Annotated in this window: 22 protein-coding genes; 6 read left to right on the top strand and 16 right to left on the bottom strand. The window is 69.6% G+C overall.

Annotated features, from left to right (window positions below; all coding sequences use genetic code 11):
* Positions 1-7 precede the first annotated feature (7 nt).
* From B1818_RS13490 to B1818_RS13470, 5 genes are all read right to left on the bottom strand, one after another.
* Positions 8-835, bottom strand: coding sequence for a cytochrome c biogenesis CcdA family protein (locus B1818_RS13490; protein ID WP_068971439.1), 828 nt, complete (start codon positions 833-835; stop codon positions 8-10).
* Positions 835-1,428 (bottom strand): TlpA disulfide reductase family protein, encoded by a 594-nt coding sequence (locus B1818_RS13485; RefSeq protein WP_078113020.1) that lies wholly within the window; start codon positions 1,426-1,428, stop codon positions 835-837. Before B1818_RS13485 ends, B1818_RS13490 begins: the two co-directional genes overlap by 1 nt.
* 15 nt (positions 1,429-1,443) lie before the next feature.
* Positions 1,444-2,070 carry a histidine phosphatase family protein gene (locus B1818_RS13480; protein WP_078113019.1) on the bottom strand — a complete coding sequence of 209 codons (627 nt, stop codon included), beginning with the start codon at positions 2,068-2,070 and terminating at the stop codon, positions 1,444-1,446.
* Entirely contained in the window at positions 2,070-3,419 is a 1,350-nt protein-coding gene (gene hemL, locus B1818_RS13475; protein WP_078113018.1) for a glutamate-1-semialdehyde 2,1-aminomutase, read from the bottom strand. The genes B1818_RS13480 and hemL overlap by 1 nt, the downstream gene beginning before the upstream one ends.
* A gap of 83 nt (positions 3,420-3,502) precedes the next feature.
* The gene (locus B1818_RS13470) at positions 3,503-4,444 is read right to left on the bottom strand and encodes an SGNH/GDSL hydrolase family protein (protein ID WP_078113017.1); all 942 of its coding nucleotides are present in this window, start codon (positions 4,442-4,444) and stop codon (positions 3,503-3,505) included.
* A gap of 135 nt (positions 4,445-4,579) precedes the next feature.
* Here B1818_RS13470 and B1818_RS13465 point away from each other — a divergent pair, with 135 nt between their 5' ends.
* Both B1818_RS13465 and B1818_RS13460 read left to right on the top strand, forming a co-directional pair.
* Positions 4,580-6,049, top strand: coding sequence for an NAD-dependent succinate-semialdehyde dehydrogenase (locus B1818_RS13465; protein ID WP_078113070.1), 1,470 nt, complete (start codon positions 4,580-4,582; stop codon positions 6,047-6,049).
* A 195-nt stretch (positions 6,050-6,244) separates the two neighbouring features.
* Entirely contained in the window at positions 6,245-6,733 is a 489-nt protein-coding gene (locus tag B1818_RS13460) for a YdcF family protein (protein WP_254859675.1), read from the top strand.
* A 142-nt stretch (positions 6,734-6,875) separates the two neighbouring features.
* Here the strand turns inward: B1818_RS13460 and B1818_RS13455 are convergent, their stop codons facing one another.
* Entirely contained in the window at positions 6,876-8,039 is a 1,164-nt protein-coding gene (locus B1818_RS13455; protein WP_078113016.1) for an acyl-CoA dehydrogenase, read from the bottom strand.
* A 170-nt stretch (positions 8,040-8,209) separates the two neighbouring features.
* Entirely contained in the window at positions 8,210-8,905 is a 696-nt protein-coding gene (locus B1818_RS13450; RefSeq protein WP_078113015.1) for a TetR family transcriptional regulator, read from the bottom strand.
* A 157-nt stretch (positions 8,906-9,062) separates the two neighbouring features.
* Here B1818_RS13450 and B1818_RS13445 point away from each other — a divergent pair, with 157 nt between their 5' ends.
* From B1818_RS13445 to B1818_RS13435, 3 genes are all read left to right on the top strand, one after another.
* Positions 9,063-11,156, top strand: coding sequence for an acyl-CoA dehydrogenase (locus B1818_RS13445; protein WP_078113014.1), 2,094 nt, complete (start codon positions 9,063-9,065; stop codon positions 11,154-11,156).
* 230 nt (positions 11,157-11,386) lie between these two features.
* Positions 11,387-12,301, top strand: coding sequence for a manganese catalase family protein (locus B1818_RS13440; RefSeq protein WP_078113013.1), 915 nt, complete (start codon positions 11,387-11,389; stop codon positions 12,299-12,301).
* Between the two features lie 95 nt (positions 12,302-12,396).
* On the top strand, positions 12,397-13,101 hold the full coding sequence (locus B1818_RS13435) for a hypothetical protein (protein ID WP_078113012.1): 705 nt from the start codon (positions 12,397-12,399) through the stop codon (positions 13,099-13,101).
* Here B1818_RS13435 and B1818_RS13430 read toward each other — a convergent pair.
* The 9 genes from B1818_RS13430 to B1818_RS13390 form a co-directional block, all read right to left on the bottom strand.
* Positions 13,083-13,652 (bottom strand): DUF3093 domain-containing protein, encoded by a 570-nt coding sequence (locus B1818_RS13430; RefSeq protein WP_078113011.1) that lies wholly within the window; start codon positions 13,650-13,652, stop codon positions 13,083-13,085. The genes B1818_RS13435 and B1818_RS13430 overlap by 19 nt on opposite strands.
* Before the next feature lie 5 nt (positions 13,653-13,657).
* The gene (locus B1818_RS13425; RefSeq protein ID WP_078113010.1) at positions 13,658-14,083 is read right to left on the bottom strand and encodes a hypothetical protein; all 426 of its coding nucleotides are present in this window, start codon (positions 14,081-14,083) and stop codon (positions 13,658-13,660) included.
* Positions 14,080-14,856: a hypothetical protein gene (locus B1818_RS13420; protein ID WP_078113009.1), complete on the bottom strand. Its 777-nt coding sequence runs from the start codon at positions 14,854-14,856 to the stop codon at positions 14,080-14,082. The genes B1818_RS13425 and B1818_RS13420 overlap by 4 nt, the downstream gene beginning before the upstream one ends.
* Before the next feature lie 48 nt (positions 14,857-14,904).
* The gene (gene hemB / locus B1818_RS13415; RefSeq protein ID WP_078113008.1) at positions 14,905-15,882 is read right to left on the bottom strand and encodes a porphobilinogen synthase; all 978 of its coding nucleotides are present in this window, start codon (positions 15,880-15,882) and stop codon (positions 14,905-14,907) included.
* 112 nt (positions 15,883-15,994) lie between these two features.
* Positions 15,995-17,686: a bifunctional uroporphyrinogen-III C-methyltransferase/uroporphyrinogen-III synthase gene (locus B1818_RS13410; RefSeq protein ID WP_055475195.1), complete on the bottom strand. Its 1,692-nt coding sequence runs from the start codon at positions 17,684-17,686 to the stop codon at positions 15,995-15,997.
* 49 nt (positions 17,687-17,735) lie between these two features.
* Positions 17,736-18,680, bottom strand: a complete 945-nt coding sequence (gene hemC / locus B1818_RS13405) for a hydroxymethylbilane synthase (protein WP_065629205.1) — start codon at positions 18,678-18,680, stop codon at positions 17,736-17,738.
* The gene (locus tag B1818_RS13400) at positions 18,677-20,056 is read right to left on the bottom strand and encodes a glutamyl-tRNA reductase (protein ID WP_065629204.1); all 1,380 of its coding nucleotides are present in this window, start codon (positions 20,054-20,056) and stop codon (positions 18,677-18,679) included. The genes hemC and B1818_RS13400 overlap by 4 nt, the downstream gene beginning before the upstream one ends.
* The gene (locus B1818_RS13395) at positions 20,053-20,859 is read right to left on the bottom strand and encodes a redox-sensing transcriptional repressor Rex (protein ID WP_078113007.1); all 807 of its coding nucleotides are present in this window, start codon (positions 20,857-20,859) and stop codon (positions 20,053-20,055) included. Before B1818_RS13395 ends, B1818_RS13400 begins: the two co-directional genes overlap by 4 nt.
* Positions 20,860-21,009: 150 nt before the next feature.
* A complete protein-coding gene (locus B1818_RS13390; RefSeq protein ID WP_055475263.1) occupies positions 21,010-21,264 on the bottom strand; it encodes a glutaredoxin family protein in 255 nt (84 codons plus the stop codon).
* A gap of 180 nt (positions 21,265-21,444) precedes the next feature.
* Here B1818_RS13390 and B1818_RS13385 point away from each other — a divergent pair, with 180 nt between their 5' ends.
* Positions 21,445-22,572: an HAD family phosphatase gene (locus tag B1818_RS13385; protein ID WP_068972464.1), complete on the top strand. Its 1,128-nt coding sequence runs from the start codon at positions 21,445-21,447 to the stop codon at positions 22,570-22,572.
* Positions 22,573-22,579: the final 7 nt, after the last annotated feature.

The raw sequence follows: 22,579 nt of genomic DNA, 5'->3' as shown, positions 1-22,579 counted from the left end.
ACAGCACTCAGATCGGTAGTTGGGTGTCGGTGACGAAGCGGACCTGGACCCAGACGATGAACTGGTCCCACCAGCCGGTCAGGAGGGCGACGCCGACCCCGATCAGCAGGACGCCCCCGATCACCTGGATCGTGCGGGCGTTCCGGCGGAGCCAGCCGAGACTGCGCAGGGCCCAGGCCGAGGAGAAGGCCAGGATCACGAAGGGCAGGCCCAGGCCGAGGCAGTACGCGACGATGAGGGTCACGCCCTTGGCCGCCGTCGACCCCTCGGTCCCGCTGACGGTGGCGATCACCGCGGCCAGCGTCGGCCCGAGGCACGGCGTCCAGCCGAGTGCGAAGACCGCTCCGAGCAGCGGCGCCCCGACGATGTTGGAGACCCGCCGCGGTTCGAAGCGGACCTCGCGCTGCAACGCCGGGATGAGGCCGATGAACACCAGGCCCATGGCGATGGTCACGACCCCGCCGATGCGTTGCAGCAGTTCGCGATTCAACACGAAGGTACTGGTCACGCCGAGGACGGTGGCGGTGGCGGCGACGAAGACGACGGTGAAGCCGAGGACGAACAGGCCGGCGGCCAGCGCGACCCGCGACCGGCCGCTCTTGGCGCTCTCCCCCACCTTCACCGCGGGCGCCTCGGCCCCGACGAGACCCGCGAGGTAGGACAGGTAGCCCGGGACGAGGGGCACGACGCACGGGGAGGCGAAGGACACGAGCCCGGCGAGCAGGCAGGCGGCGAAGGCGAGCAGCAGCGGTCCGCTGGAGACGGTGTCGGCGAACGTGTCGCCGATCGAGGAGGCGAGCACCAGGGTGGTCGAGTCCTGGGTGAACGGGTCCATCACATCGACCCCGCCGGCTCGGCCGCGACGCGCTTGACGACCTCGTCGAGCTCGTTGTCGGAGACCGCCTTGAGGAACACCGCCGCCGGCCGGTGCTCACGATCGAGGACGATCGTCGTCGGCACCACCGAGGTGGGCGTGGTCAGAGCGGCCAGTGACATCCCCGGGAAGTCGTAGATCGACGGGAATCCGACCTTGCGGTCGATGACGAAGTCCTTGGCCGACTCGCGGTCGTCGCGCAGGTTGATCCCGAGGAATTCCACTCCGTCGGCGCGATTGCGTTCGTAGACGCGCTCGAGGTCGTCGGCCTCACCGCGGCAGGGTCCGCACCATGAACCCCACACGTTGACGACGACGACCTTGTCCGCGAACCGCTCGTCGGACAGCGACAGCGGCTGCTCGGTGACGAGGTCCTCGCCGGCGAGTTCGGCGATCGGCTTGCGCTCGTCGGGCGCGTAGGTGATGACGGTCTGCCCGCCCGGTGACACGAACTGGAAGGTGTTCCCCTGCGCGACCGCGTCGTCGCCGGTGCTGCATCCGGCGACCAGCAGGATCAGGGCCGACAACATCGTCGGCAGGAGGAACTTGCGCACTACGTCAGGCTTTCTTCACGCACCGGTGGCCAGTGGGTCCGAGGACCCGGCCGGCTCGGAGTAGATGATGTCGACGAGGGCGTCGTCGTCGTAGATGAGGCTGGTCAGCGAGGCCAGGGAGCACTGCCGGCGACGCGGGTCGTGCCAGAGTCGCTGACCTTCGAGGAACCGGCGCAGGGTGTACACGGGCAGCTGGTGGCTGACGCAGACGGCTTCGTGACCGCGGGCGGCGTCGCGGGCCTTGTTCGCGGCGGCGAGCATGCGGTGGGCGAGCTGGATGTAGGGCTCGCCCCAGGAGGGGGTGAACGGGTCGCGGAGTTTGGGCCAGTGCCGGGGCTTGCTCAGCGCACCGTCGCCGACGGAGACCTTGAGACCCTCGAAGACGTTGTCGGCCTCGATGAGGTCGTCGTTGGTGAGGATCGGGATGCCGTGCGCGGCGGCGATCGGGGTGGCGGTCTCCTGCGCGCGCTGCAGCGGCGAGGCGAACACGGCCTTGACGTCGTGGTCGGCGAGGGTGTCGGCGACCTTACGGGCCTGCGCCTGGCCGTCGCCGGAGAGGCGGAAGCCGGGGAGACGGCCGTAGAGGATGCCGTCGGGGTTGTCGACCTCTCCGTGGCGCATCATGTGGACGATCGTGTGCATCAGGCGTTGTCCCCCGGGGTGGCTGCGGTCGCGGCCGCCTGCGCTGCCGCGGGCAGCGCATCGGCGATCTGCGAGAAAGCATCCTCGTCCAGCGCCGCGGACACAAACCAGGCTTCGTAGGCGCTCGGCGGCGCGTACACGCCGCGTTCGAGCAGGGCGTGGAAGAACGGCGCAAACCGCCAGGTCTCGGTGGCGGCGACGCCGTCGTAGTCGAAGATCGGGATCTCCGGGTCGGTAGTGAAGAACACACTCAGCAGGCTGCCCGCCTTCTGCACGCGGTGGGCCACCCCGGCCGCGGAGAGTGCCTCGTGCAGCAGGGTCGCGAGCCGGTCGGCGTTCGCGTCGAGCGTGCGGTAGACCTCGACGTCGGCGTTGCGCAGGGTGGCGAGGCCGGCGGCGACGGCGACGGGATTCCCCGACAGCGTGCCCGCCTGGTACACCGGCCCGGTCGGCGCGAGACGTTCCATGACGTCCGCACGGCCGCCGAACGCCGCCGCGGGCAGACCTCCGCTCATGACCTTGCCGAAGGTGTAGAGGTCACCGGCCACGCCCTCGAGTCCGTACCAGCCACTCGGGCTCACCCGGAACCCGGTCATGACCTCGTCCATGATCAGCAGCGCGCCGTGGCGGCGCGTCAGGTCGCGGAGTCCGGCGTTGAATCCCTCGACCGGCGCGACCGCGCCCATGTTCCCGGCCGCGGCCTCGGTGATGACGGCCGCGATGTCGTCGCCGAACTCCGCGAAGGCGTCGGCGACGGCGGTGAGGTCGTTGTAGGGCAGCACGAGGGTGTCGTGCGCCGACGCACCGGTGACGCCGGGGCTCGTCGGCAGGCCGAGCGTGGCGACGCCGGAGCCGGCCGCGGCCAGCAGCGCGTCGACGTGACCGTGGTAGCAGCCGGCGAACTTGATGATCTTGGACCGGCCCGTGTACCCGCGGGCCAGGCGGATCGCCGACATCGTCGCCTCGGTGCCGGAGTTCACCAGCCGGACGCGCTCGACGGGGTCGACGCGGCCGATGATCTCCTCGGCGAGTTCGATCTCGGCCTCGGTCGGGGCGCCGAACGACAGGCCGCCGGTGGCCGCCTCACGCACCGCCTCGACGACGGCCGGGTGCGCGTGCCCCAGGATCATCGGACCCCAGGAGCTCACGAGGTCGACGTAGTCGTTGCCGTCGGCGTCGGTCAGCCGGCATCCGGACGCCGAGGCGATGAAGCGAGGGGTCCCGCCGACCGCGGAGAATGCGCGCACCGGGGAGTTGACGCCGCCCGGGATGGCCTGGGTCGCGCGGGTGAACAGCGCGGCGGAGGCGGCCGTGCCGGGAGCGGGCGTGGCAGCAGCGGAAGGGGTCACGGCCTACAGTGTTCCAAACGGCACCGGGTGACCCAAATCCTCGCTGGTCGGAGGGGGTGCGACCCGGCTCGAACCGGACCCGGTCAGCTCGCGAGCGCGGTGCGTACCTGGTCGGCGATCGCCGCCTGACCCTTCTCGTTGGGGTGCACCGCACCCGGACCCGGGGTGGTCATCGGCTCGATCCAGCGCTGCGCGCCGGCACAGGCGTCGTGACCCTCGGACACCTGAGACATGTCGACGAACTCGACGCCCTCGTCCTGCGCCGCGCGCCGCCCGTACGTGTTGAGCGCGGTCTGGAGCTCGCGGATCATCGGTACGTCCCCGGCGGCGAGCCGCATCTCGGGATAGCAGCCGGTCGTCGGCGGGACCAGCCAGGGATAGCCGACGAGCAGGACGCGCGCGTTCGGCGCGCGGTCCCGGACGTTGCGCAGGGCCTGCCGCACGGCGGGATAGATGTCGGTGGCGACCGGCTCGATCAGCGCCCGTCCGTAACGGTCCGTGCACGGCGAGCCGGTGCGGTCGGAGTCGGCCAGTTCGCCGCAGAGCCGGATCGCGCGACCGTAGGTCTCCTCGTCGTTGCCGCCGATCATCATCGTGACCACGTCGGTGTCGCCGTCGAGGGCGTCGAGCTGGGGCGGCACGCCCTGGTGCTGCGACTCGCCGAAGTCGTCGGTGTCGGCGCCCGCGCAGCTGACGTCGGTGAGGTCGAAGTCCTCGTCCGCCGCGACGACATGCGCGTAGTTCCTCGACGACCGCAGGCAGTAGATCGGCGAGTCCTCCTCCAGCGGCCGCACGCCGGTCCCGGCGCTGAAGCTGTCGCCGAGGTTCACGTACTCCGTCGACCGGGTGTCGTTTTCCGTCGACTGGGCAGGCGTTTGCGTCGACTGGGCAGGTGTTTCCGTCGACTGGGCGTCGTTCTGCGTCGACTGGGCACAGCCGGCGAGGACCGCTCCCGCCGCGAGCAGCACGAGTCCGGACCGGATGAGCCGCCGTGGACGTCGATCGTCGAACCTGCGTGCCGTCATGCCGCCATCCTGCGTGCGGTGAAGCCCGTCGGCAACCACCGGCCGGCCGCCCGCCCGCGCGGGTAGCGTGGTTCGCCGAGGGGATCGCCGCTTCGTGCGGAGTCCCGCAGCCGAGTCACGAGGATGTGAATGCGCATGAGCGACAAGGAGATTCTCGACCCGCAGGCCGTGCTCGACGGCGTGCCCACCGGACTCTGGATCGACGGCCGGTCCACACCCGCAGCCGACGGCGGGACCTTCGAGGTCTACGACGCCGCGACCGAGGAGTCGCTCGTCTCGGTCGCCGACGCGGGGGTCGCCGATGCCCGCCGCGCTCTCGATTCCGCCGTCGCCGCGTCGGCGGACTGGGCGGCCACCCCACCACGGGAGCGCGGCGAGATCCTCCGCCGGACCTTCCAGTTGCTCACCGATCGCGCCGACGACATCGCCATGCTGATGACCCTCGAGCTGGGCCGCGCCCTCCCCGACAGCCGGGCGGAGACCACCTATGGACTCGAGTTCTTGCGGTGGTTCGCCGAGGAGGCCGTCCGGATCGGCGGTCGGTTCAGTCCGGCGCCGGCCGGCAACGGGCGCATCCTGGTGGCCCACCAGCCCGTCGGGCCGTGTCTGGCAATCACCCCGTGGAACTTCCCGCTCGCGATGGGGACGCGCAAGATCGGACCCGCGCTCGCCGCGGGCAACGTGATGCTCGTGAAACCGGCCCGCGAGACGCCGCTGACGATGCTGGCACTGGCCGAGGCCTTCGCCGAAGCCGGTTTGCCGCCCGGCGTGCTGTCGGTGTTGCCCACCACGTCGAGCGGCGACGTGTCGTCGACGTTGATCACCGACGATCGCATCCGCAAGATCAGCTTCACCGGGTCGACGCCGGTGGGTCGCAGCCTGCTCGGCCAGGCCGCCGACCGCGTCCTGCGCACGTCGATGGAGCTCGGCGGCAACGCCCCGTTCCTGGTCTTCGACGACGCCGACGTCGACGCCGCGGTCGAGGGCGCCTTCGCCGCCAAGATGCGCAATGGGGGCGAGGCCTGCACCGCCGCGAATCGGTTCCTGGTGCAGTCCGGTGTCGCCGAGAAATTCACCGAGAAGCTGGTGGCGAAGATGTCGGAGGTCCGGATGGGACCGGGGTACGACGACGGGGTGACCCTGGGGCCGCTGGTGAACGCCGACCAGCGGGACAAGGTCGCCGACGCGGTCGAGCAGGCGGTGGCCGACGGTGCCCGTGTGCGACTGGGCGGTGAACGTCCGGAAGGTCAGGGTTTCTTCTATCCCGCAACGGTTCTCGACAACGTCGATCCGTACGCGCCGGTCACGCGCGAGGAGATCTTCGGCCCCGTCGCGGTGATCAGCAGCTTCGACGACGAAGCCGCGGGGATCGAGGCCGCGAATTCGACCGAATACGGCCTGGCGTCGTACTTCTACAGCCGCGACCTCGAGCGCTGCATGCGCGTCGCGGGCGCCCTGGACTCCGGCATGGTCGGGGTCAATCGCGGCGTGATCTCCGACGCCGCAGCACCGTTCGGTGGCATCAAGCAGTCCGGGATCGGGCGTGAGGGCGGCAGCGAGGGCATCGACGAGTACCTCTCGGTGAAGTACATCGCGCTCACCTAGCGTGTTACGTATGTGACTAGTGATACAGGTGTTATCGATCCGATACCTGTACGACCGTACTGATCCCTACACTCGGTCACCATGCGTCGTAGAACCCTCACGACCGCGGCAGCCGCGGCCGCAATCGCAACTGCCGCCTCGGTGGCGGTCGCCGTCGCACCGTCCGAACCGGTGGCGTAGGTCGAGAACGCCGCGATCAGTACCGATTTCGGCAGCGTCGACCTCGGTAGCTCCGAACTCGGGACCCCCAACAGCAACTTCCTCTGGCAGAGTCCGGGGACCCGGTACATCGTCGTACTCGGCGCCAAGTTCGGCGTTCTCGGGCAAACTCCGGATGTCCTCAAGCGTCGTCTCGACGTCGCGGCGAACCTCGGCAAGAAGCACCCGTTCAACCGCATGATCGTCTCCGGTGGCGACACCCACTGGCTGCCCGTCACCGAGGCCCAGTTCATGAACCTCGGACTGATCCGGCGCGGAATCCCGCCGTGGCAGATGGTGAACGAGGTCGCGTCGACCTCGACGGTGCAGAACGCCCAGAACACGGTGGCGATGCTGAAACGGATGGGCGGAACCGGCGCGCTCATCGTCACCAACGGCTTCCACATGGAACGCGCGATGAAGAACTTCCGCGACGCGGCCCGGCAACAGGGCGCGCGCATCGAGTTCCGGTCGGCGTACGCCTAGCACCTCGCGAATACCCTTCTCGCGTCGCCATTTCCATCCCGCTGATTCGATCCCATCAGCGGGACGGAAACGGCACCGCGAGAACGCAGCTCGCCCCGCCGGCCGAAGCCGACGGGGCGAGATCGTGTTGCTTCAGGGGCGATCAGCGCAGGAGCGCGCGGCTCATGACGACGCGCTGGATCTGGTTGGTGCCCTCGTAGATCTGGGTGATCTTGGCGTCGCGCATCATGCGCTCGACCGGGAAGTCGCGGGTGTAGCCAGCGCCGCCGAAGAGCTGGACGGCGTCGGTGGTGACCTCCATGGCGACGTCGGAGGCGAAACACTTCGACGCCGAGGAGATGAAGCCCAGGTTCTTCTCGCCGCGCTCGGCGCGAGCGGCCGAGGTGTAGACCATGAGGCGAGCGGCCTCGACCTTCATAGCCATGTCGGCGATCATGAACTCGACGCCCTGGAACGAGCTGATCGGCTTGCCGAACTGCTTGCGGTCCTTGACATATGCGATGGCCTGGTCGAGCGCGCCCTGCGCGATGCCGACGGCCTGCGCGCCGATGGTCGGGCGGGTGTGGTCGAGGGTCTGCAGGGCGGTCTTGAAGCCGGTGCCCTCGTCGCCGATGATGCGGTCGAGCGGGATGGTGCAGTCCTCGAAGTACAGCTCCGCGGTCGGCGAACCCTTGATGCCGAGCTTCTTCTCCAGCGGTCCGACGGTGAAGCCGGGGTCGTCCTTGTGGACCATGAACGCGGAGATGCCGTTGGCCTTCTTCTCCGGGTCGGTCACGGCCATCACGGTGTACCAGCTCGACTTGCCGCCGTTGGTGATCCAGCACTTGGACCCGTTGAGGACCCAGTTGTTGCCGTCCTTACGGGCGCGGGTCTTCATGCCCGCGGCATCCGAACCGGCCTCGCGCTCACTCAGGGCGTACGACGCCATGTCCTCACCGGAGGCGATGCCGGGCAGCACCTGCTGCTTGAGTTCGTCGGAGCCGTTGAGGATCAGGCCCATGGTGCCGAGCTTGTTGACCGCGGGAATGAGCGACGACGATGCGTCGACGCGGGCGACCTCTTCGATGACGATGCAGGCGGCGATGGAGTCGCCACCCTGGCCGCCGTATTCCTCGGGCACGTGGATGGCGTTGAAACCCGATGCGACGAGGGCGTCGAGCGCCTCTTGCGGGAACCGCGAGTTCTCGTCGACGTCGGCGGCGTGCGGCTCGATCTCCTTCTCCGAGAGCGCACGGATCGCCTCGCGCAGCGCGATGTGCTCTTCCGGGAGCTCGAAGACGTTGAAGTCGGGATTTCCGTAGCCCATGACAACTCCTCACGGCACAGCGAGTGCCTGTTCGTTCCCGGCACACGGGGTGCCGGCAGATGTTGACAACCAGTTCAGCACGGCACTGAGTGCCATGTCAATCGATGCAATCCCCGTCCCCGCCGATTGTCCCCGAAACCGGCGCCGATGTCCCGCAGCCCTCCGCCGGGTCAGTCCTCCCCCAGCTCTTCGGCCACCCGACGTGCGACTTCCGAGCGAGACATCCCGGCCGGATAGGCAACCACGGTGACCTGTCCGCGCGACCCGCCGCCCGGGACCGATGCGCCGCCGGCGCCCCCGGCACCGAGTGCCATCGCCACTCGGTGCAGCTCGTCCCGCAGTCGTTCGGGGGTGGCTTCGGCGTCGCCGCGGATCATCTGCCGCAGCAGGAAGTTGTGGGTGCCCGTGACCGCCGCGACGTAGGCAACCACCCGCACCGGCGACTCGCCGGGCAACCGTGCGCGCAGGAACTCCTCGAACGCACCCTGGTAGCGGTACGTCGTCACCAGCTCCCGATCCCGCAGCGCGGGCACCTCCTGCACCACCTGTGCGCGCCGCACCGCGAGTTCGCGATCCCGGACGAAGTGGGCGAAGACCAGCTCGGCCGCCGCACATACCGCCAGCCACGGATCCTCGTCGGAGGCCGCGAGCCGGTCGCCGACCTGCGCGAGCAGCGACTCGTGGTCGGCGAAGATCACGTCCTCCTTCGACCCGAACTGCCGGAAGAACGTGCGACGGGACATCCCGGCGGCGGCCGCGAGCTGCTCGACGGTCGTCGACTCGTAGCCGTGCTCGCTGAACAGACGGATGGACTCGGCGACGACGCGCGTGCGGAAGGCGGCCGGATCGGTGTCCGCGACTGACATGGGACAAGTATCACCACATCGAGGCGACGAGACCCTCGGACCGTCCCGAACCGGGAGTTCGGCGCGGACCCGTGCAGCGGATCGGTGCGCATTACTCGTCAGTAGCGACCGCCACAAAAGCTGGGTCCGACGCGTGGTCACTACGTACGGTGGAGCCATGGCAACCCCCACCGCTCCCACCGAGAAGACCCCGGCTGAGAAGAGCTCGACGGAGAAGACCCCGTCGACGACGAGTCCGACACCCATCGCGACCGAACCGACCGTCGACGACCCGGTCGCCCCGACCGACGTCTCCGCCGACGACGAACTGTCCGCGGACGAGCGTGCCCTGCTCGTCGACAATCTGCGGTTCGTCCTCGACGGTCGCTGGCGCGCGACGAGGGAGACGGTGCGGGAGAACTCGAACCGCGCCGACCTCCTGCCCGACCCGTCCCGGACGCTCGACGAGGCGCGCGCCCACACCCTCGAGGTGATGCGCGAGCTCGCCTCGCAGGGTTTCGCGGCCGCCGGTTTCGCCGAGGACCACGGCGGCAGCGGCGACATCGGCGCGTCGATCACCGCCATCGAGATGCTCGGCTACGCGGACCTGTCCCTCATGGTCAAGGCGGGCGTGCAATGGGGTCTCTTCGGCGGCGCCGTCGAAAACCTCGGTACCGCACGGCATCACGAGAAGTACGTGCCCGGCATCATCGACCTGAGCGTCCTCGGGTGCTTCGCGATGACCGAGACCGGGCACGGTTCGAACGTGCAGGCCATCGAGACCACGGCGACCTACGACCGTGAGGCCCGCGAGTTCGTGATCAACTCCCCCACCCCGTCGTCCCGCAAGGACTACATCGGCGGTGCCGCCGCGCACGCCCGGTACGCCGCGGTGTTCGCCCAGCTCGTCACCGGCGGGCCCGACGAGGAGCCCGAAGGTCGTGGCGTCCACTGTTTCGTGGTGCCGATCCGCGACGAGGACGGCTCCGACCTGCCCGGCGTCACCACCAGCGACTGCGGGTACAAGGGCGGACTCGCCGGCGTCGACAACGGCCGGATCATGTTCGACAACGTCCGCATCCCCGCGGAGAACCTGCTCAACCGCTACGCCGACGTCGCCGAAGACGGCAGCTACAGCTCGCCGATCGAGAACACCAACCGCCGCTTCTTCACCATGCTGGGCACCCTCATCCGCGGCCGCGTCAGCGTGGCGGCGACCGCGGGTGCCGCCGGCCGCAAGGCGCTGGCACTCTCGACCCGCTACGGATTGATCCGCAAGCAGTTCGAGGCGCCCGAGGGCACCGACGAGATCACCGTGATGGACTACCTCGGTCACCAGCGGAAGCTGTTGCCGATTATCGCGAAGTCGTACGCGATCGGATTCGCGCAGAACGAGATCGTCGACGAACTGCACGAGGTCCAGTCGGTCGCACCCGACGACTCCGACGCCGGACGCCAGCGCCAGCTCGAGGGGCAGGCCGCCGGCCTCAAGGCCTACGCCACGTGGCACGCCTCCCACGCGATCAACGTCAGCCGTGAGGCCTGCGGCGGCGCAGGCTATCTCGACGAGAACCAGCTGTCGATCATGCGGGGTGACATCGACGTCTTCACCACCTTCGAGGGCGACAACACGATCATGACGCAGCTCATCGCCAAGGAGCTGCTGTCGGCGTACTCCGAAGACGTCCAGGGCCTTTCGGCGGGCGGCTGGGTGCGCTTCATCGCGGGGATGGCCCGCGACGTGGTGGCCGAGAAGACCGCGGTCCGGCAGGTCGTGCAGACCCTGCTCGACGGTTCCGACGAGGACACCGAGAAGTCGGCGCTCACCGACCGCAGCACCCAGATCAGGTTGTTCCGCAACCGCGAGGACCACCTCGTCCGGACGTGCGCGCAACGTCTACGCCGCGCGCTCGACGACGACAACGACGCTTTCGAGGTGTTCAACAACGCGCAGGACCACCTGCTGAAGGTCGGGCACGCGCACATCGAACGCGTGGTGCTCGAGGCCTTCGTCGAGGCGATCGAGAATTGCGATTCACGTTCGGCGGCCGAGCTTCTGGGCAAGGTGTGCGACCTCTTCGTCTACTCGGCACTGGAGGACGACCTGTCCTGGTTCATGATGCACCGGCACATCTCGGTGGAGCGCGCCAAGGCGATCCGCCGCGGCGTGAACGAGCTCTGCCAGGAATTGCGGCCGCATGCCCGGTCGCTCGTCGACGCCTTCGGCGTCCCGGAAGAGTTGCTGCGCGCACCCATGCTCCAGAACGGCTGAACCCCGCTCTCGAGACCTTCGCGGCCACCGTCGAACAGGCGGTGGCCGCGTTTCGTTTCGGCGCCGGTGTTTGGACATGCGCACCACGGGCATACTGCCGCCGACGCCGCTGTGGAGACCACGCTGCGACGCACCGACGAGATCGCGCGGGCTCGCGTCCACTGCCTGTGCCCCGACTTGTCCCACTCGCGCTGCCACAGCGTGCCACATGCCTATTCGGAAGGGGAATCATGTTCCGCCACACCGACTACATGCAGTTCGACGTCAAACCCGAGAAGCCCGACCCCATCTACGCCCGCAAGCTCCAGGAGTTGCTCGGCGGCGCCTATGGCGAGATGACGGTGACGATGCAGTACCTCATGCAGGGCTGGAACTGCCGCATGAAGGGCAAGTACAAGGACATGATCATGGACATCGCGACCGAGGAGATCGGTCACGTGGAGATGATCGCCACCATGGTCGCACGTCTGCTCGAAGGCGCGCCGGTCACCAACTCGACCGAGAACGCCCTCGGTGACCCGGTGGTCGCCGCCGTCCTCGGCGGCACCGACCCCACCCAGGCCATCTTCTCCGGCGGCGGCCCCCGTCTCGCCGACAGCAACGGTGTGCCCTGGAACAGCGGATACATCACGCACAGCGGCAATCTGCTCGCCGATTTCCACGCCAACGTGACCGCCGAGGCGCAGGGGCGCGTCCAGACGGCCCGCCTGTGGCACATGACCGACGATCCGGGCGTGAAGGCCATGCTGCGGTTCAACCTCGCCCGCGACACCTTCCACCAGAACCTCTGGCTGAAGGGGATCGAGGAGCTCAAGGAGGACGGCCTGGAGGGCACGATCGCCCCCGACGACCTCTTCGACGAGGAGTTCAGCGAGCACGCGAGCACCCTGTGGCACCTGTCCGACGGGGAGGACTCCAACAAGGGCGGCTGGGCCAGCGGCCCCACCCCCGACGGCGCGCACGAGTTCAAGTTCCTGGCCGATCCGCAGCCCCTGGGCGACCGGCAGTCGGGTCCGCCGCCGGACCCGAAGCTCTACGCGACCTACGACGGCGCGATGGGCACCCCGCAGAAGCCGCAGTTCGGCACCGAGAAGGGTGTCATGGGCAAGATCAAGGACGTCGTCGACCCGGACCCGTCCGGCTAGACCGACAGCATGTGCAGTGCACGCTGCCCGGCGGGGGACCCGATGTCGGGGACGCCTCCGGGCACGCGTGCGCCCACCCGACAACCGGAGTTCTCATGAGCGCACTACCCGACCTCATCACGACCCCGTTCCGCTGGCTGGCCGCCCTCAGACACGCCCGGGTGTTCCACCCCGACGGTCTGCTGTGTGGTGGCACGGCCGCGCTGTCGGCCGACCACCCACTGCCCTTTCACAGCGGCCCGGTGTCGGTGCGGGTCTCCAAGGGCATCGGCACACCCGGCGGCCTACCGGACATCGTCGGCCTGGCCATCCGCTTCCCGTCGACCGACCCCGGCACCGTCGGCGGCGGCGGGGTGTCGCCGTCGACCAACGCCACCGGCGCGTGGGATCTCCTGCTCGCTGGCCCGGCCCCGCTCGACGGCCGACTACCCGTCCCGCTGCCGACGACGCACTGGGCCACCGCGGTGTCGAGCCTGACGCCGTACCGGTACGACGGTGACCTGTACTGGATTCGGGCGCGCATCCTCGAACCGGCGGACTCGTCGGGCCTGTCGATCGAGGACCTGGCCGCCCGTCTCCGCCGCAACCAACCGATCGTCATCGTCCTGGAGGCCGGCGCCGGACGATTCGTGCCGGTCGTCCGGATCGAAGTCGACCACGTCCTCACCGAACTCGACGTGGATTTCGACCCCATCCTGCACCGGCCCGAGGGCGTCGAGTTCGCCCCGTCGTGGCTCGGGGATCTACGACGCCGCGCCTACCGCGACAGCCGGGCGGGGCGTCACTCCGTCGTGTCCTGATCCTCCGGGGACGGTTCGGTCGTCGACGTCCCCCGAGGCGGCAGCCCCAGCCGGACGGCCTCGTGCGCCTGCGTGAGCTCGCTGCGCAACCGCTCGACATCGCGGGCCCATGCCTGCGCGATCCGCCCGGAGGTCAGCTGCACGCCGATCCCCTTGCGGCGGCGCGGCACACCGTGCAGCTCGCCCAACGCGGACGCACTCTCCCAGTCCTCGGGGGTGTGGCTGTGATTGGGCGGGAAGATCTTCGCGATGTCGGCCAGCGGCGTCGTGACGGCACCCTGGCGGAGCGTGGTCTCGGTGAGCTCGACGCTGACATGCCGACGGGCTGCCGACACCTGCACGAGCGAGAACCCCAGCAGCAGCACGAAGAAGATCGCCAGCACCGGCCAGTGCACCTGACCGGGCCCGGCGATCTCCATCGCGAGGACCGCGCCCACCAGGACCGGACCGATCAGCACCACCCACCAGCTGCCGCCGGACTCGGCGAACAGCACCTCACCCGCCGGCTCGACGGGGTCGGAGTCGTGACCTTCCGGATCGTCGTCGGTCATGTGCCCTACTTGCGCGACCGCGGCGTCTTGGGTTCCGGCTCCTTGCCGGTGTACCAGGTCTCGGCGGGCGGACGGTAGGCCAGCAGGGACCCGAACAGACCGACGAGTCCCGCGAGCAACGGGAACGCGAAGAAGTTCATCCCCAGGCTCAGGAACAGCAGCATGGCCACGACGACCAGGGTCAGCGCCGCCAGCGACGACCGCCACCGCGCATCGCCGGTATAGGCCTTGCTGCCCAGCAGGATGTACCCGACACCCACGACGGCGACCATGGCGCCGAGCACCCCGGACGTGACGGTCCCGGTGTCGCTGGCCGCCGACACGACGATGACCAGTGCACCGAGCGCGATCAGCAGTGCGCCGGAGGTCAGCCAGCACCGGTAGGCCCAGACGACGAGTTTCGGACGCAGCGCCGGATCAGGACTTGTCACTGGTTCTTCGGTCCTTCGTTCTGGGTGTCGATGCCCCGGTTCTCCGGATGCGGCTTGTCGAGGTGAACGGGCTCGGATCGGGCGTCGTCGGAGTACGGGCCGGGCGCGCCGCGATGATCGCTGTCACCATACGGCCTGTTCTGGCCGTACGGGTTCTGGCCGTACGGGTTCTGGCCATACGGGTTCTGGCCATACGGGTTCCGGCCGTACGGGCTCTGGCCGTATGGGTACGGGGGTGACGGCGGGTGGACCGGCTGCGGCTTCCGCGCCGCGGCCATCTCTCGGCAGTACTTTTCCGAGTCTCCGCGCATGAGGAGCACGGTCGCACCGAGCGCCGCGACGCCGCTGATCACCTGCGGGACCATCGCCCACGCCGGCGACGTGTCGCCACCGAACAGCGAGAAGAGCAGGCTGACCACGACGTAGACACCCATCGCCGACAGCACGATCCGCGCCCAGTTGTAGCCCTTACGGGTGAACCAGACGACCAGTGCCGTGATCGCGGTGAGGAACAGCGACGTCACGACCAGCACACCGACCACGAACCCCGACGAGGTCATGAAGTCGATCTGCTCGGGCGGGACCCCTTCCTGCGGAGCAGAACTCACCTGATCGCGGATCATGTCGACGAAGGTGCCGGTCTGCGCGAACATCGCCACGATCTGCCCGACGATCACCACCACCCACAGCTCGACGGCGATGGAGACGGAGTCGGGGATCTTCGGTCGCGACGGCGCGCCGGGGTCGGACGCGGGGTCGTACGGTGCGGACATGGGACCAGCCTAGTGAACGGGCAGCACGACGAGCCCTACACGCTCAGGTCAGGACAGGCGCTGCGCCACCTCGGCCGCCCAGTAGGTCAGGACGATCGACGCACCGGCCCGTCGGATGGCGGTCAGCGATTCCAGGATCGCCGCGTCGCGATCGATCCACCCGCGTTCGGCGGCGGCGGAGATCATCGAGTACTCACCGCTGATCTGGTAGGCCGCGACCGGCACGTCACTCATGTCGGCGACGTCGCGCACGATGTCGAGGTAACTCATCGCCGGCTTCACCATCACGATGTCGGCGCCCTCCTCGAGGTCGAGCCGGACCTCGCGCAGCGCCTCGACCCGGTTGGCCGCGTCCTGCTGGTACGTGCGCCGGTCGCCCTGCAACGACGAGCCGACCGCCTCGCGGAACGGGCCATAGAACGCCGAGGCGTACTTCGCGGCGTAGGCCAGGATCCCGGTGTCGGTGAAGCCCGCCGCGTCGAGGGCGGCCCGGATCGTGGCGACCTGGCCGTCCATCATCCCGCTCGGCCCGAGGAGATGCGCACCCGCCCGCGCCTGGGCCAGGGACATCGACACGTAGCGTGCGAGGGTCTCGTCGTTGTCGACGCGACCCCGACCGTCGACGACGCCACAGTGCCCGTGATCGGTGAACTCGTCGAGGCAGGTATCGGCCATCAGGACCGTGGCGTCCCCGAGATCGTCGCCGAGGGTACGCAGAGCCTGGTTGAGGATTCCGTCGTCGGCATCCGCACCCGACCCGGTGGCGTCCTTGTCCTCGGCGCGCGGCACCCCGAACAGCATGAGCCCGCCGACACCGGCGTCGACGGCCTCGGCCGCGGCGGTCCGCAGCGAATCCATCGTGTGCTGCACGACGCCCGGCATCGACGAGATCGGTACCGGGTCGTCGATGCCGTCGGCGACGAACATCGGCAGCACCAGATGTCGCGGCTCCAACGAGGTCTCGGCGACCAGCCGGCGCATGGCCGGGGTGGTCCGCAGTCGTCGGGGCCGGATCACGGGTGGCATGGGTCTCCTTCGTCTCACGGGCCCTTCGAGGCTCGTCGACCTCGACGCGCTCCTTCGTCGCTTGCTCGGCCCGGCGGCTATCGCTCCTCGCACCTCAGGGAGCAGGAGCAGCTCAGGAACGCGAGCGTCGAGACTTCTTGCGCGGGGGCGGAAGTGCGCCCTCGGCCCGAAGTCGGGCGGCGTGCTCGGCGAGCGCGTCGACGAGTTCGAGCACCGATGCGTTCTCCGGCTGCACATCCACCCGGAGCCCGAATTCCGTTGCGGTCTCGGCGGTCTTGGGTCCGATGCACGCGACGATGGTGCGCGCGTGCGGCTTTCCGGCGATGCCCACGAGATTGCGCACGGTCGAGCTGGAGGTGAAGCAGACCGCGTCGAAACCACCGGTCTTGATCATCTCGCGGGTCTCGGCGGGCGGCGGCGCGGCGCGCACGGTGCGGTACGCGGTGACGTCGTCGATCTCCCAGCCGCGGTCGCGCAGTCCCTCGGACAGTGTCTCGGTCGCGATGTCGGCGCGCGGCAACAGAACTCGGTTCACCGGGTCGAAGACGTCGTCGTAGGGCGGGAAGTCCTCGAGGAGACCGAGCGAGCTCTGCTCACCCGACGGCACGAGTTCGGGGTTGATGCCGAAGGAGCGCACCTTCTCGGCGGTGGCCTCACCGACGCAGGCGATCTTGACGCCGGAGAACGCCCGGGCGTCCAGCCCGAACTCGGCGAACTTCTCCCACACCGCGCGCACCGCGTTGGTGGAGGTGAACACCACCCACTGGTACCGCCCGTCGACAAGACCCTTGACGGCGCGTTCCATCTGCGCGGGGCTCCGCGGCGGCTCGACCGCGATGGTCGGCACCTCCTTGGGCATCGCACCGTGGCTGACGAGGCGTTCGCTCATGTCGCCGGCCTGGTCCTTCGTCCGCGGCACCAGGACGGTCCAGCCGTACAGGGCGCGCGACTCCCACCACGACAGCTTGCCGCGCGCACCCACGACCTTGCCGACCGTGACGATCAGCGGACCGGTGAGCGCATTGCCCTGCTCGTTGAGCGTCGCGAGCGTGGCCTCGATGGTGCGCTGCGCGCAGGTGGTGCCGTTGATGGTGATGGCGGCCGGGGTCTGGGGGGCCATGCCGTGCTCGGTGAGCGCGCTGGCGGTCTCGGCCAGGTGGCCCGATGTCGCGTGCAGCACCAGCGGGCCGGGGGCGGCGGCCAGCGCGGCCCAGTCGACCTCGCCGCGCACGTCGGCCTCGGTGTGGGTGGAACCGAGCGGCATGCCGGCGTAGCTCGGGACCACGGATGCGGCGGGCAGGCCCGGCAGCACCTCGAAGGTGACGGTCGTACGGGCGACGGCGTTGACCTCGGCGAGGACCGAATCGGTGGTCAGCGGATCGCCAGCGACCACGCGCACGACGTCGTCGCCGTTGCGGGCCGCGGCCACGAGGGTCTTGGCGACCTCGGCCGGATCGCCGAGCGCCGGCCGGACCACCGACTCCTCGTCGGTCTGCCCGGCATCGGTCGCGCCGGCCTCGTCACCGGCGGCCTGCGAATCGTCGGCCGGTGCGGCGGGCGTCGACGCGGCGTCGTCAGCGGGCTTCTCGGCCTTCTTGGTGGATCGGCGAGTATCGGCGGCGGGTTCGTCGCGATGCGCACTGCCGATCAGCGACACCACCGGCGCGGGTACATCGGGATCGATGTAGGCGGTGGTCGCGTTGGTGATCACGGTGCGTGCCCGCACGGTGAGCAGGTCTGGGTCCCCTGGACCCGACCCCACGAACAGGATCCGTCCGGGATTTGCCTTCTTCGTACGGCTCATGGGTTCGCACTCTCCTGCCCTCTCGGCGAGGGCTGCAGTTCGTTCTCTGCTAGGGAGAGTTGACGAGGTCGCCCGCTCCCAGCTCCAGCAGTTCGGCGGCGAGGTCCTTGCCCAGCTGAACGGCACGATCGACCGGACCCACCACCGAAGCGCGGATCACGTCCGACCCGTCCTCGGCCGCCACCGCCGCACGCAACGACAGTTCGGCGAAGATGCGCCCGTCCTCGTCGATCGACTCGACCACCTCGGCGATCGCACCGACCGGTGCGGTACATCCGGCTTCGAGAGCCGCGAGTACCGCCCGTTCGGCCTCGATGGCCGCGCGGGTGGACTGGTCGTCCAACTCGGCGAGAATTCTCACCAGTTCGGCATCGTCTGAGCGGCACTCCACAGCGAGTGCACCCTGCGCCGGCGCCGGCAGCATGACCACCGGTTCGAGCGCCTCGGAGACCACGTCGGTCCGTCCGATCCGCACGAGTCCGGCGCGGGCGACCACGACTGCGTCGAGTTCGCCGCTGGCGACTTTGCCCAACCGAGAGTCTAGGTTGCCTCGTAGGGGGCGGATTTCCAAACCGAGACCCAGTGCTCTAAGCTGCGCGGCCCGCCGCGGGGCCGAGGTACCGATCACCGAGCCGGGCGGCAGTTCGCCGAGCACCATTCCGTCGCGTGCGACCAGCGCATCCCGGGGATCGACGCGCGGCGGGATGGCCGCGATCGTGAGGTCGTTCTCGGGGGCGGTCGGGAGGTCCTTGTACGAGTGCACCGCGACGTCGACCTCGTTGTTCCGCAGCGCGACGCGGATCGCCGTGGTGAACACCCCGACGCCGATCTCGGTGACGGGGGCCGCCGAGGCGTCACCGGCGGTCTTGATGATGACCAGTTCGGCGGGATGTCCGGCGGCGGTCAGGGCGTCGGCGATGGTCTGCGACTGGGTCCGGGCCAGCAGCGAGCCCCGCGTACCGATCCGGATCGGCGCGGTGGAGGGTTCGCTCATCGGTCACCCAGATCGCCGGCCGCGTCGCCCGAAGGCAGGCCACCGAGATGGTCGGGAGCCGAAACCGCTTCGGCTGCACCGGGTTTGAGTTCGAACAGCTCACGCAGCGCCTCGGCGTAGTGATCCCCGTTGGGGGTCGAGGCGAGCTGCTTGACGCGCACGGTCGGTGCGTGCAGCAGCTTGTCGACGACGCGGCGGACGGTCTTGGCGACCTCGTCGCGCTGTGCGCCCTCGAGGTCGGGCAGGCGGGTCTCGAGGCGCAGGATCTCGGCCTCGACGACGTCGGCCGCGCGCTGGCGCAGGGCCGCGACGGTCGGGGTGACCTCGGCCTGACGCTGGTGCGTGAGGTAGTCGGCGAGCTCGGCGGCGACAATCGACCGGGCGGCGAGGGTGTCATTCTCGGCGGCTTGGGTCTCGGAGTCGCCGCGCAGTCCCTCGATGTCGACGATGTGCACGCCGGGCAGGCGGGCCGCGGCGGGGTCGACGTTGCGCGGGAGCCCGAGGTCGCAGATGACGAGCGGTGCTGCGTCCCCGGTACGGGCCGCGAGCGCCGAGTGCACCGACCCGACGCCGACGACCGCGCCGATCGCGCCCGTACACGTGACGACGACGTCGGCCGTGGCCATCGCCTCCGGCAGGTCGTCGAGCCCGACGCCGCGGACGCTGATGCCGTGGTTGGCGGCGATGTTGCCCGCGAGGTGGTCGGCCTTGTCGACGGTCCGGTTGACGACGACCATCTCGGTCACGCCCTCACGGGCCAGCTGCGCGGTCGCCAGACCGCCCATGGCGCCGGCACCGACGACCACCGCGCGGCGCAGGCGATGCGCGCCCGTCGCGGGATCGGTGAGCAGCGACTTCGCACGGTGCAGCGCGACGGAGACCACGGACGCACCCGCGCGGTCGATGCCGGTCTCGGTGTGCACGCGCTTGCCGACCCGCAGCGCCTGCTGCGCCAGTTCGTGCAGCACTCGTCCGGCGGAGTCGTTGGCGTCGGCGCTGAGGTAGGCGTTGCGGATCTGGCCGAGGATCTGCTGCTCGCCGACGACGAGCGAGTCGAGGCCCGCCGCGACGGTGAAGAGATGCTCGACGGCGGCCTCGGAGTAACGGACGTAGGCGTGGCGGGTCATCTCGTTGACGGTCATGCCGGAGTGGTCGCCGAGGACCGAGCCGACCGCCTCGAGCGCCGGGTGGAAGGCGTCGACGACGGCGTAGATCTCCACGCGGTTGCACGTGGAGACGAGCATGGCTTCGGAGATCGCCCGCGAGGAGAGCAGTTCGTCGATCAGTTTGGGGCGGTCGTGGTCGGAGACCGCCAACCGCTCGAGCACCTCGACGGGAGCACTGCGGTGCGATACCCCGAACAACAGAACACTCACGCTGTCACCGTTTCTTCACCCATCACATTTCCCTGGTGTCCGGCACTTCCCCGGTGCCCCCGCGTCGGCTTCGCCTCGCGCGGCTCCTTGACGTCGTCGCGCGGCCCGCGAGAGGCCTGGAAAGCCAACACCTGTAGTTCCAAGGCTAGATCAACTTGTCTGACGACAACATCCGACTCCGCCGGAAGCGACACGGGCGTGACGTTGAGCACCTGCCGGACACCCGCGGCCACGAAGGCATCGAAGACGCGTCGGGCGTCGTCGTCGGCGGTGGCGATCACCGCGATCTCGACGGCCGGGACCACCTGTGCGCAGACGGCGGCGATGTCGGTCAGCGGGGCGACCCGCGGGCCGCCCGGCTCGAGAACCGCGCCGGTCAGGGCCGGATCGGCGTCGAACATCGCGGCGACCCGGAAGCCGCGTCCGAAGCCGGCGTGCGACAGCAGCGCACGGCCGAGCGAGCCGGCGCCCGCGAGCGCGACGGTGTGGATGCTGTCGGTGTGCAGCGTCATCGAGATCCGGGCGGTCAGCTTGCCCACGTCGTATCCGACGCCGCGCACGCCGTTGGCGCCGACGTAGGAGAGGTCCTTGCGCAGGATGGCCGGGTTGACCCCGGCTGCCGTCGCGAGCTCGCCGCTCGACGCCAGCAGGATGCCCCGACGGCTGAACGAGCGCAGTACGTGCAGGTAGGTGGCCAACCGGGCGACCGTGGGGCCGGGGATGTCGGTGGCGGGGCCGTCGACCGGAGGGACGGCGGACGCAGGAGGGTCGGCGTCGGCCGACTTCGCACTCTCCGCGCCCACTCGCACTCCCACACATCTGCCGGCGTCACCAGACACCGGGACCCGACTCTTCCCGACCAAGGGAGGATATAACTTCCCTGTGAATCTGTTCACACGGCCCCTCGGGATCGGCCGAGCTGTGTTAAACGTCTCGTCGAACGTGGGCGCCGATCACCGCCGCGCCGCGAGATCGTCCCGCAGACGCGGTTCGTCGACCTCCCAGTAGCTGTGCTCGTCACCGTCGAGGAGGACCACCGGGAGCCGGTCGCCGAACTCGGCGCGCACGTCCGGCCGACCCCCTTCGGCCGCCTCGTCGACGTCGACCTCGGTGAACTCCACGCCCATGTCGGCGCAGATCCGGGTCAGTTCGGAGCGGGCCGCCGCGCACGCCGCGCACCCCGCACGGGTCAACAGTTCCACCGTCATGCCGACCATCCTCCCAGCGCAGCGCCCGCGGGATCAGCCGGGTGACCCTCCCCCGCCGACGGTGTGCGGTCCGTCACCGGGCGTGGGGATCGAACGCCGGAGACCAGTCGCCCGGTTCCCAGGCGCACCACTAGGCTGTACCCGGCAAGCAGTGCTGGCGCTACGCGTGGGAGGTGGGCAGTGGGCGAGACCCCGGGCCCGGAAGACCGGCAGGACGACGAGACGCCCGACGACGCCGCACTTCTCCCGCCGAATCCGATGCAGGGCGACGGCCCGACGGGCGACGACTGGGAGGCCCACGCCGCGAGCGTGGAGTTCACCGACGACTTCGACGAGGACGCCGAACTCCACGAACTCGTCGACGACGAGACCAACCGGGTCACCACCTGGATCTCCCAGCGAGCGACCGCCGCGACCGGCCGCTTCCGGCAGACCGCGCACGAACTCCGCCAGACCCTGGCCGGTGAGGCGAGCGCGAAGGCCGCCGTCGACTCGCTGCGTTCGCGCCCGACGGCCGAGATCCCGGGCGAACCGCGGCGCGACCTCACCGCGGCCGCCTTCTTCGACGTCGACAACACCCTGGTCCAGGGCGCGTCGATCGTGCACTTCGCTCGCGGTCTCGCCGCGCGGAAGTACTTCACCTACGGCGACATCATGGATTTCGCGTGGACGCAGGCGAAGTTCCGGATCACCGGCAAGGAGAATGCGCGCGACGTCGCGGAGGGCCGGGAGAAGGCGTTGTCGTTCATCGCGGGCAAGCCGACCTCCGAACTCGTCGAGCTCGGCGAGGAGATCTTCGACGACTACATCGCGGACAAGATCTGGCCGGGTACGCGGGCGTTGGCACAGCGTCACCTCGATGCCGGACAGCAGGTCTGGCTGGTGACCGCGACACCCGTCGAACTCGCGCAGACCATCGCCGACCGGCTGGGGTTGACCGGTGCGCTGGGCACCGTCGCCGAGAGCGTCGACGGGGTCTTCACCGGGCGGCTCGTCGGCGACATCCTGCACGGCCCCGGTAAGGCCCATGCGGTGCGCGCGCTCGCGATCCGCGAGGGGCTCAACCTGAAACGCTGTACGGCGTACTCGGATTCACACAACGACGTACCGATGCTGTCGCTCGTCGGCCGCGCGGTGGCGATCAACCCCGACACGGACCTGCGCGACGTCGCCAAGGTCCGCGGCTGGGAGATGTACGACTTCCGCACCGCGCGCAAGGCCGCGAAGTACGGCGCCGGCACCGCCATCGTGCTGGGCGCCGCGGGCGGTGGCGCCGCAGCCGCGGCGCGGTTCCTCCGGCAGCGCTGACCGTTCG

The sequence above is a fragment of the Gordonia sp. IITR100 genome, assembly GCF_002009645.1.
Taxonomy (GTDB): Bacteria; Actinomycetota; Actinomycetes; order Mycobacteriales; family Mycobacteriaceae; genus Gordonia; species Gordonia hongkongensis.
This window is presented reverse-complemented; position numbering and strand designations above follow the sequence as displayed.

Coding starts and splice junctions, on each gene's coding strand:
- hemB (WP_078113008.1), bottom strand. CDS start 15,882: ATGCCACCCGTGATCCGGCCCCGACGACTGCGGACCACCCCGGCCATG.
- B1818_RS13390 (WP_055475263.1), bottom strand. CDS start 21,264: ATGACGGTGGAACTGTTGACCCGTGCGGGGTGCGCGGCGTGCGCGGCG.
- B1818_RS13470 (WP_078113017.1), bottom strand. CDS start 4,444: ATGACGGCACGCAGGTTCGACGATCGACGTCCACGGCGGCTCATCCGG.
- B1818_RS13420 (WP_078113009.1), bottom strand. CDS start 14,856: ATGTCCGCACCGTACGACCCCGCGTCCGACCCCGGCGCGCCGTCGCGA.
- B1818_RS13490 (WP_068971439.1), bottom strand. CDS start 835: ATGGACCCGTTCACCCAGGACTCGACCACCCTGGTGCTCGCCTCCTCG.
- B1818_RS13445 (WP_078113014.1), top strand. CDS start 9,063: ATGGCAACCCCCACCGCTCCCACCGAGAAGACCCCGGCTGAGAAGAGC.
- hemC (WP_065629205.1), bottom strand. CDS start 18,680: ATGAGCGAACCCTCCACCGCGCCGATCCGGATCGGTACGCGGGGCTCG.
- B1818_RS13410 (WP_055475195.1), bottom strand. CDS start 17,686: ATGAGCCGTACGAAGAAGGCAAATCCCGGACGGATCCTGTTCGTGGGG.
- B1818_RS13455 (WP_078113016.1), bottom strand. CDS start 8,039: ATGGGCTACGGAAATCCCGACTTCAACGTCTTCGAGCTCCCGGAAGAG.
- B1818_RS13480 (WP_078113019.1), bottom strand. CDS start 2,070: ATGCACACGATCGTCCACATGATGCGCCACGGAGAGGTCGACAACCCC.
- B1818_RS13435 (WP_078113012.1), top strand. CDS start 12,397: ATGAGCGCACTACCCGACCTCATCACGACCCCGTTCCGCTGGCTGGCC.
- B1818_RS13440 (WP_078113013.1), top strand. CDS start 11,387: ATGTTCCGCCACACCGACTACATGCAGTTCGACGTCAAACCCGAGAAG.
- B1818_RS13465 (WP_078113070.1), top strand. CDS start 4,580: ATGAGCGACAAGGAGATTCTCGACCCGCAGGCCGTGCTCGACGGCGTG.
- B1818_RS13450 (WP_078113015.1), bottom strand. CDS start 8,905: ATGTCAGTCGCGGACACCGATCCGGCCGCCTTCCGCACGCGCGTCGTC.
- B1818_RS13430 (WP_078113011.1), bottom strand. CDS start 13,652: ATGACCGACGACGATCCGGAAGGTCACGACTCCGACCCCGTCGAGCCG.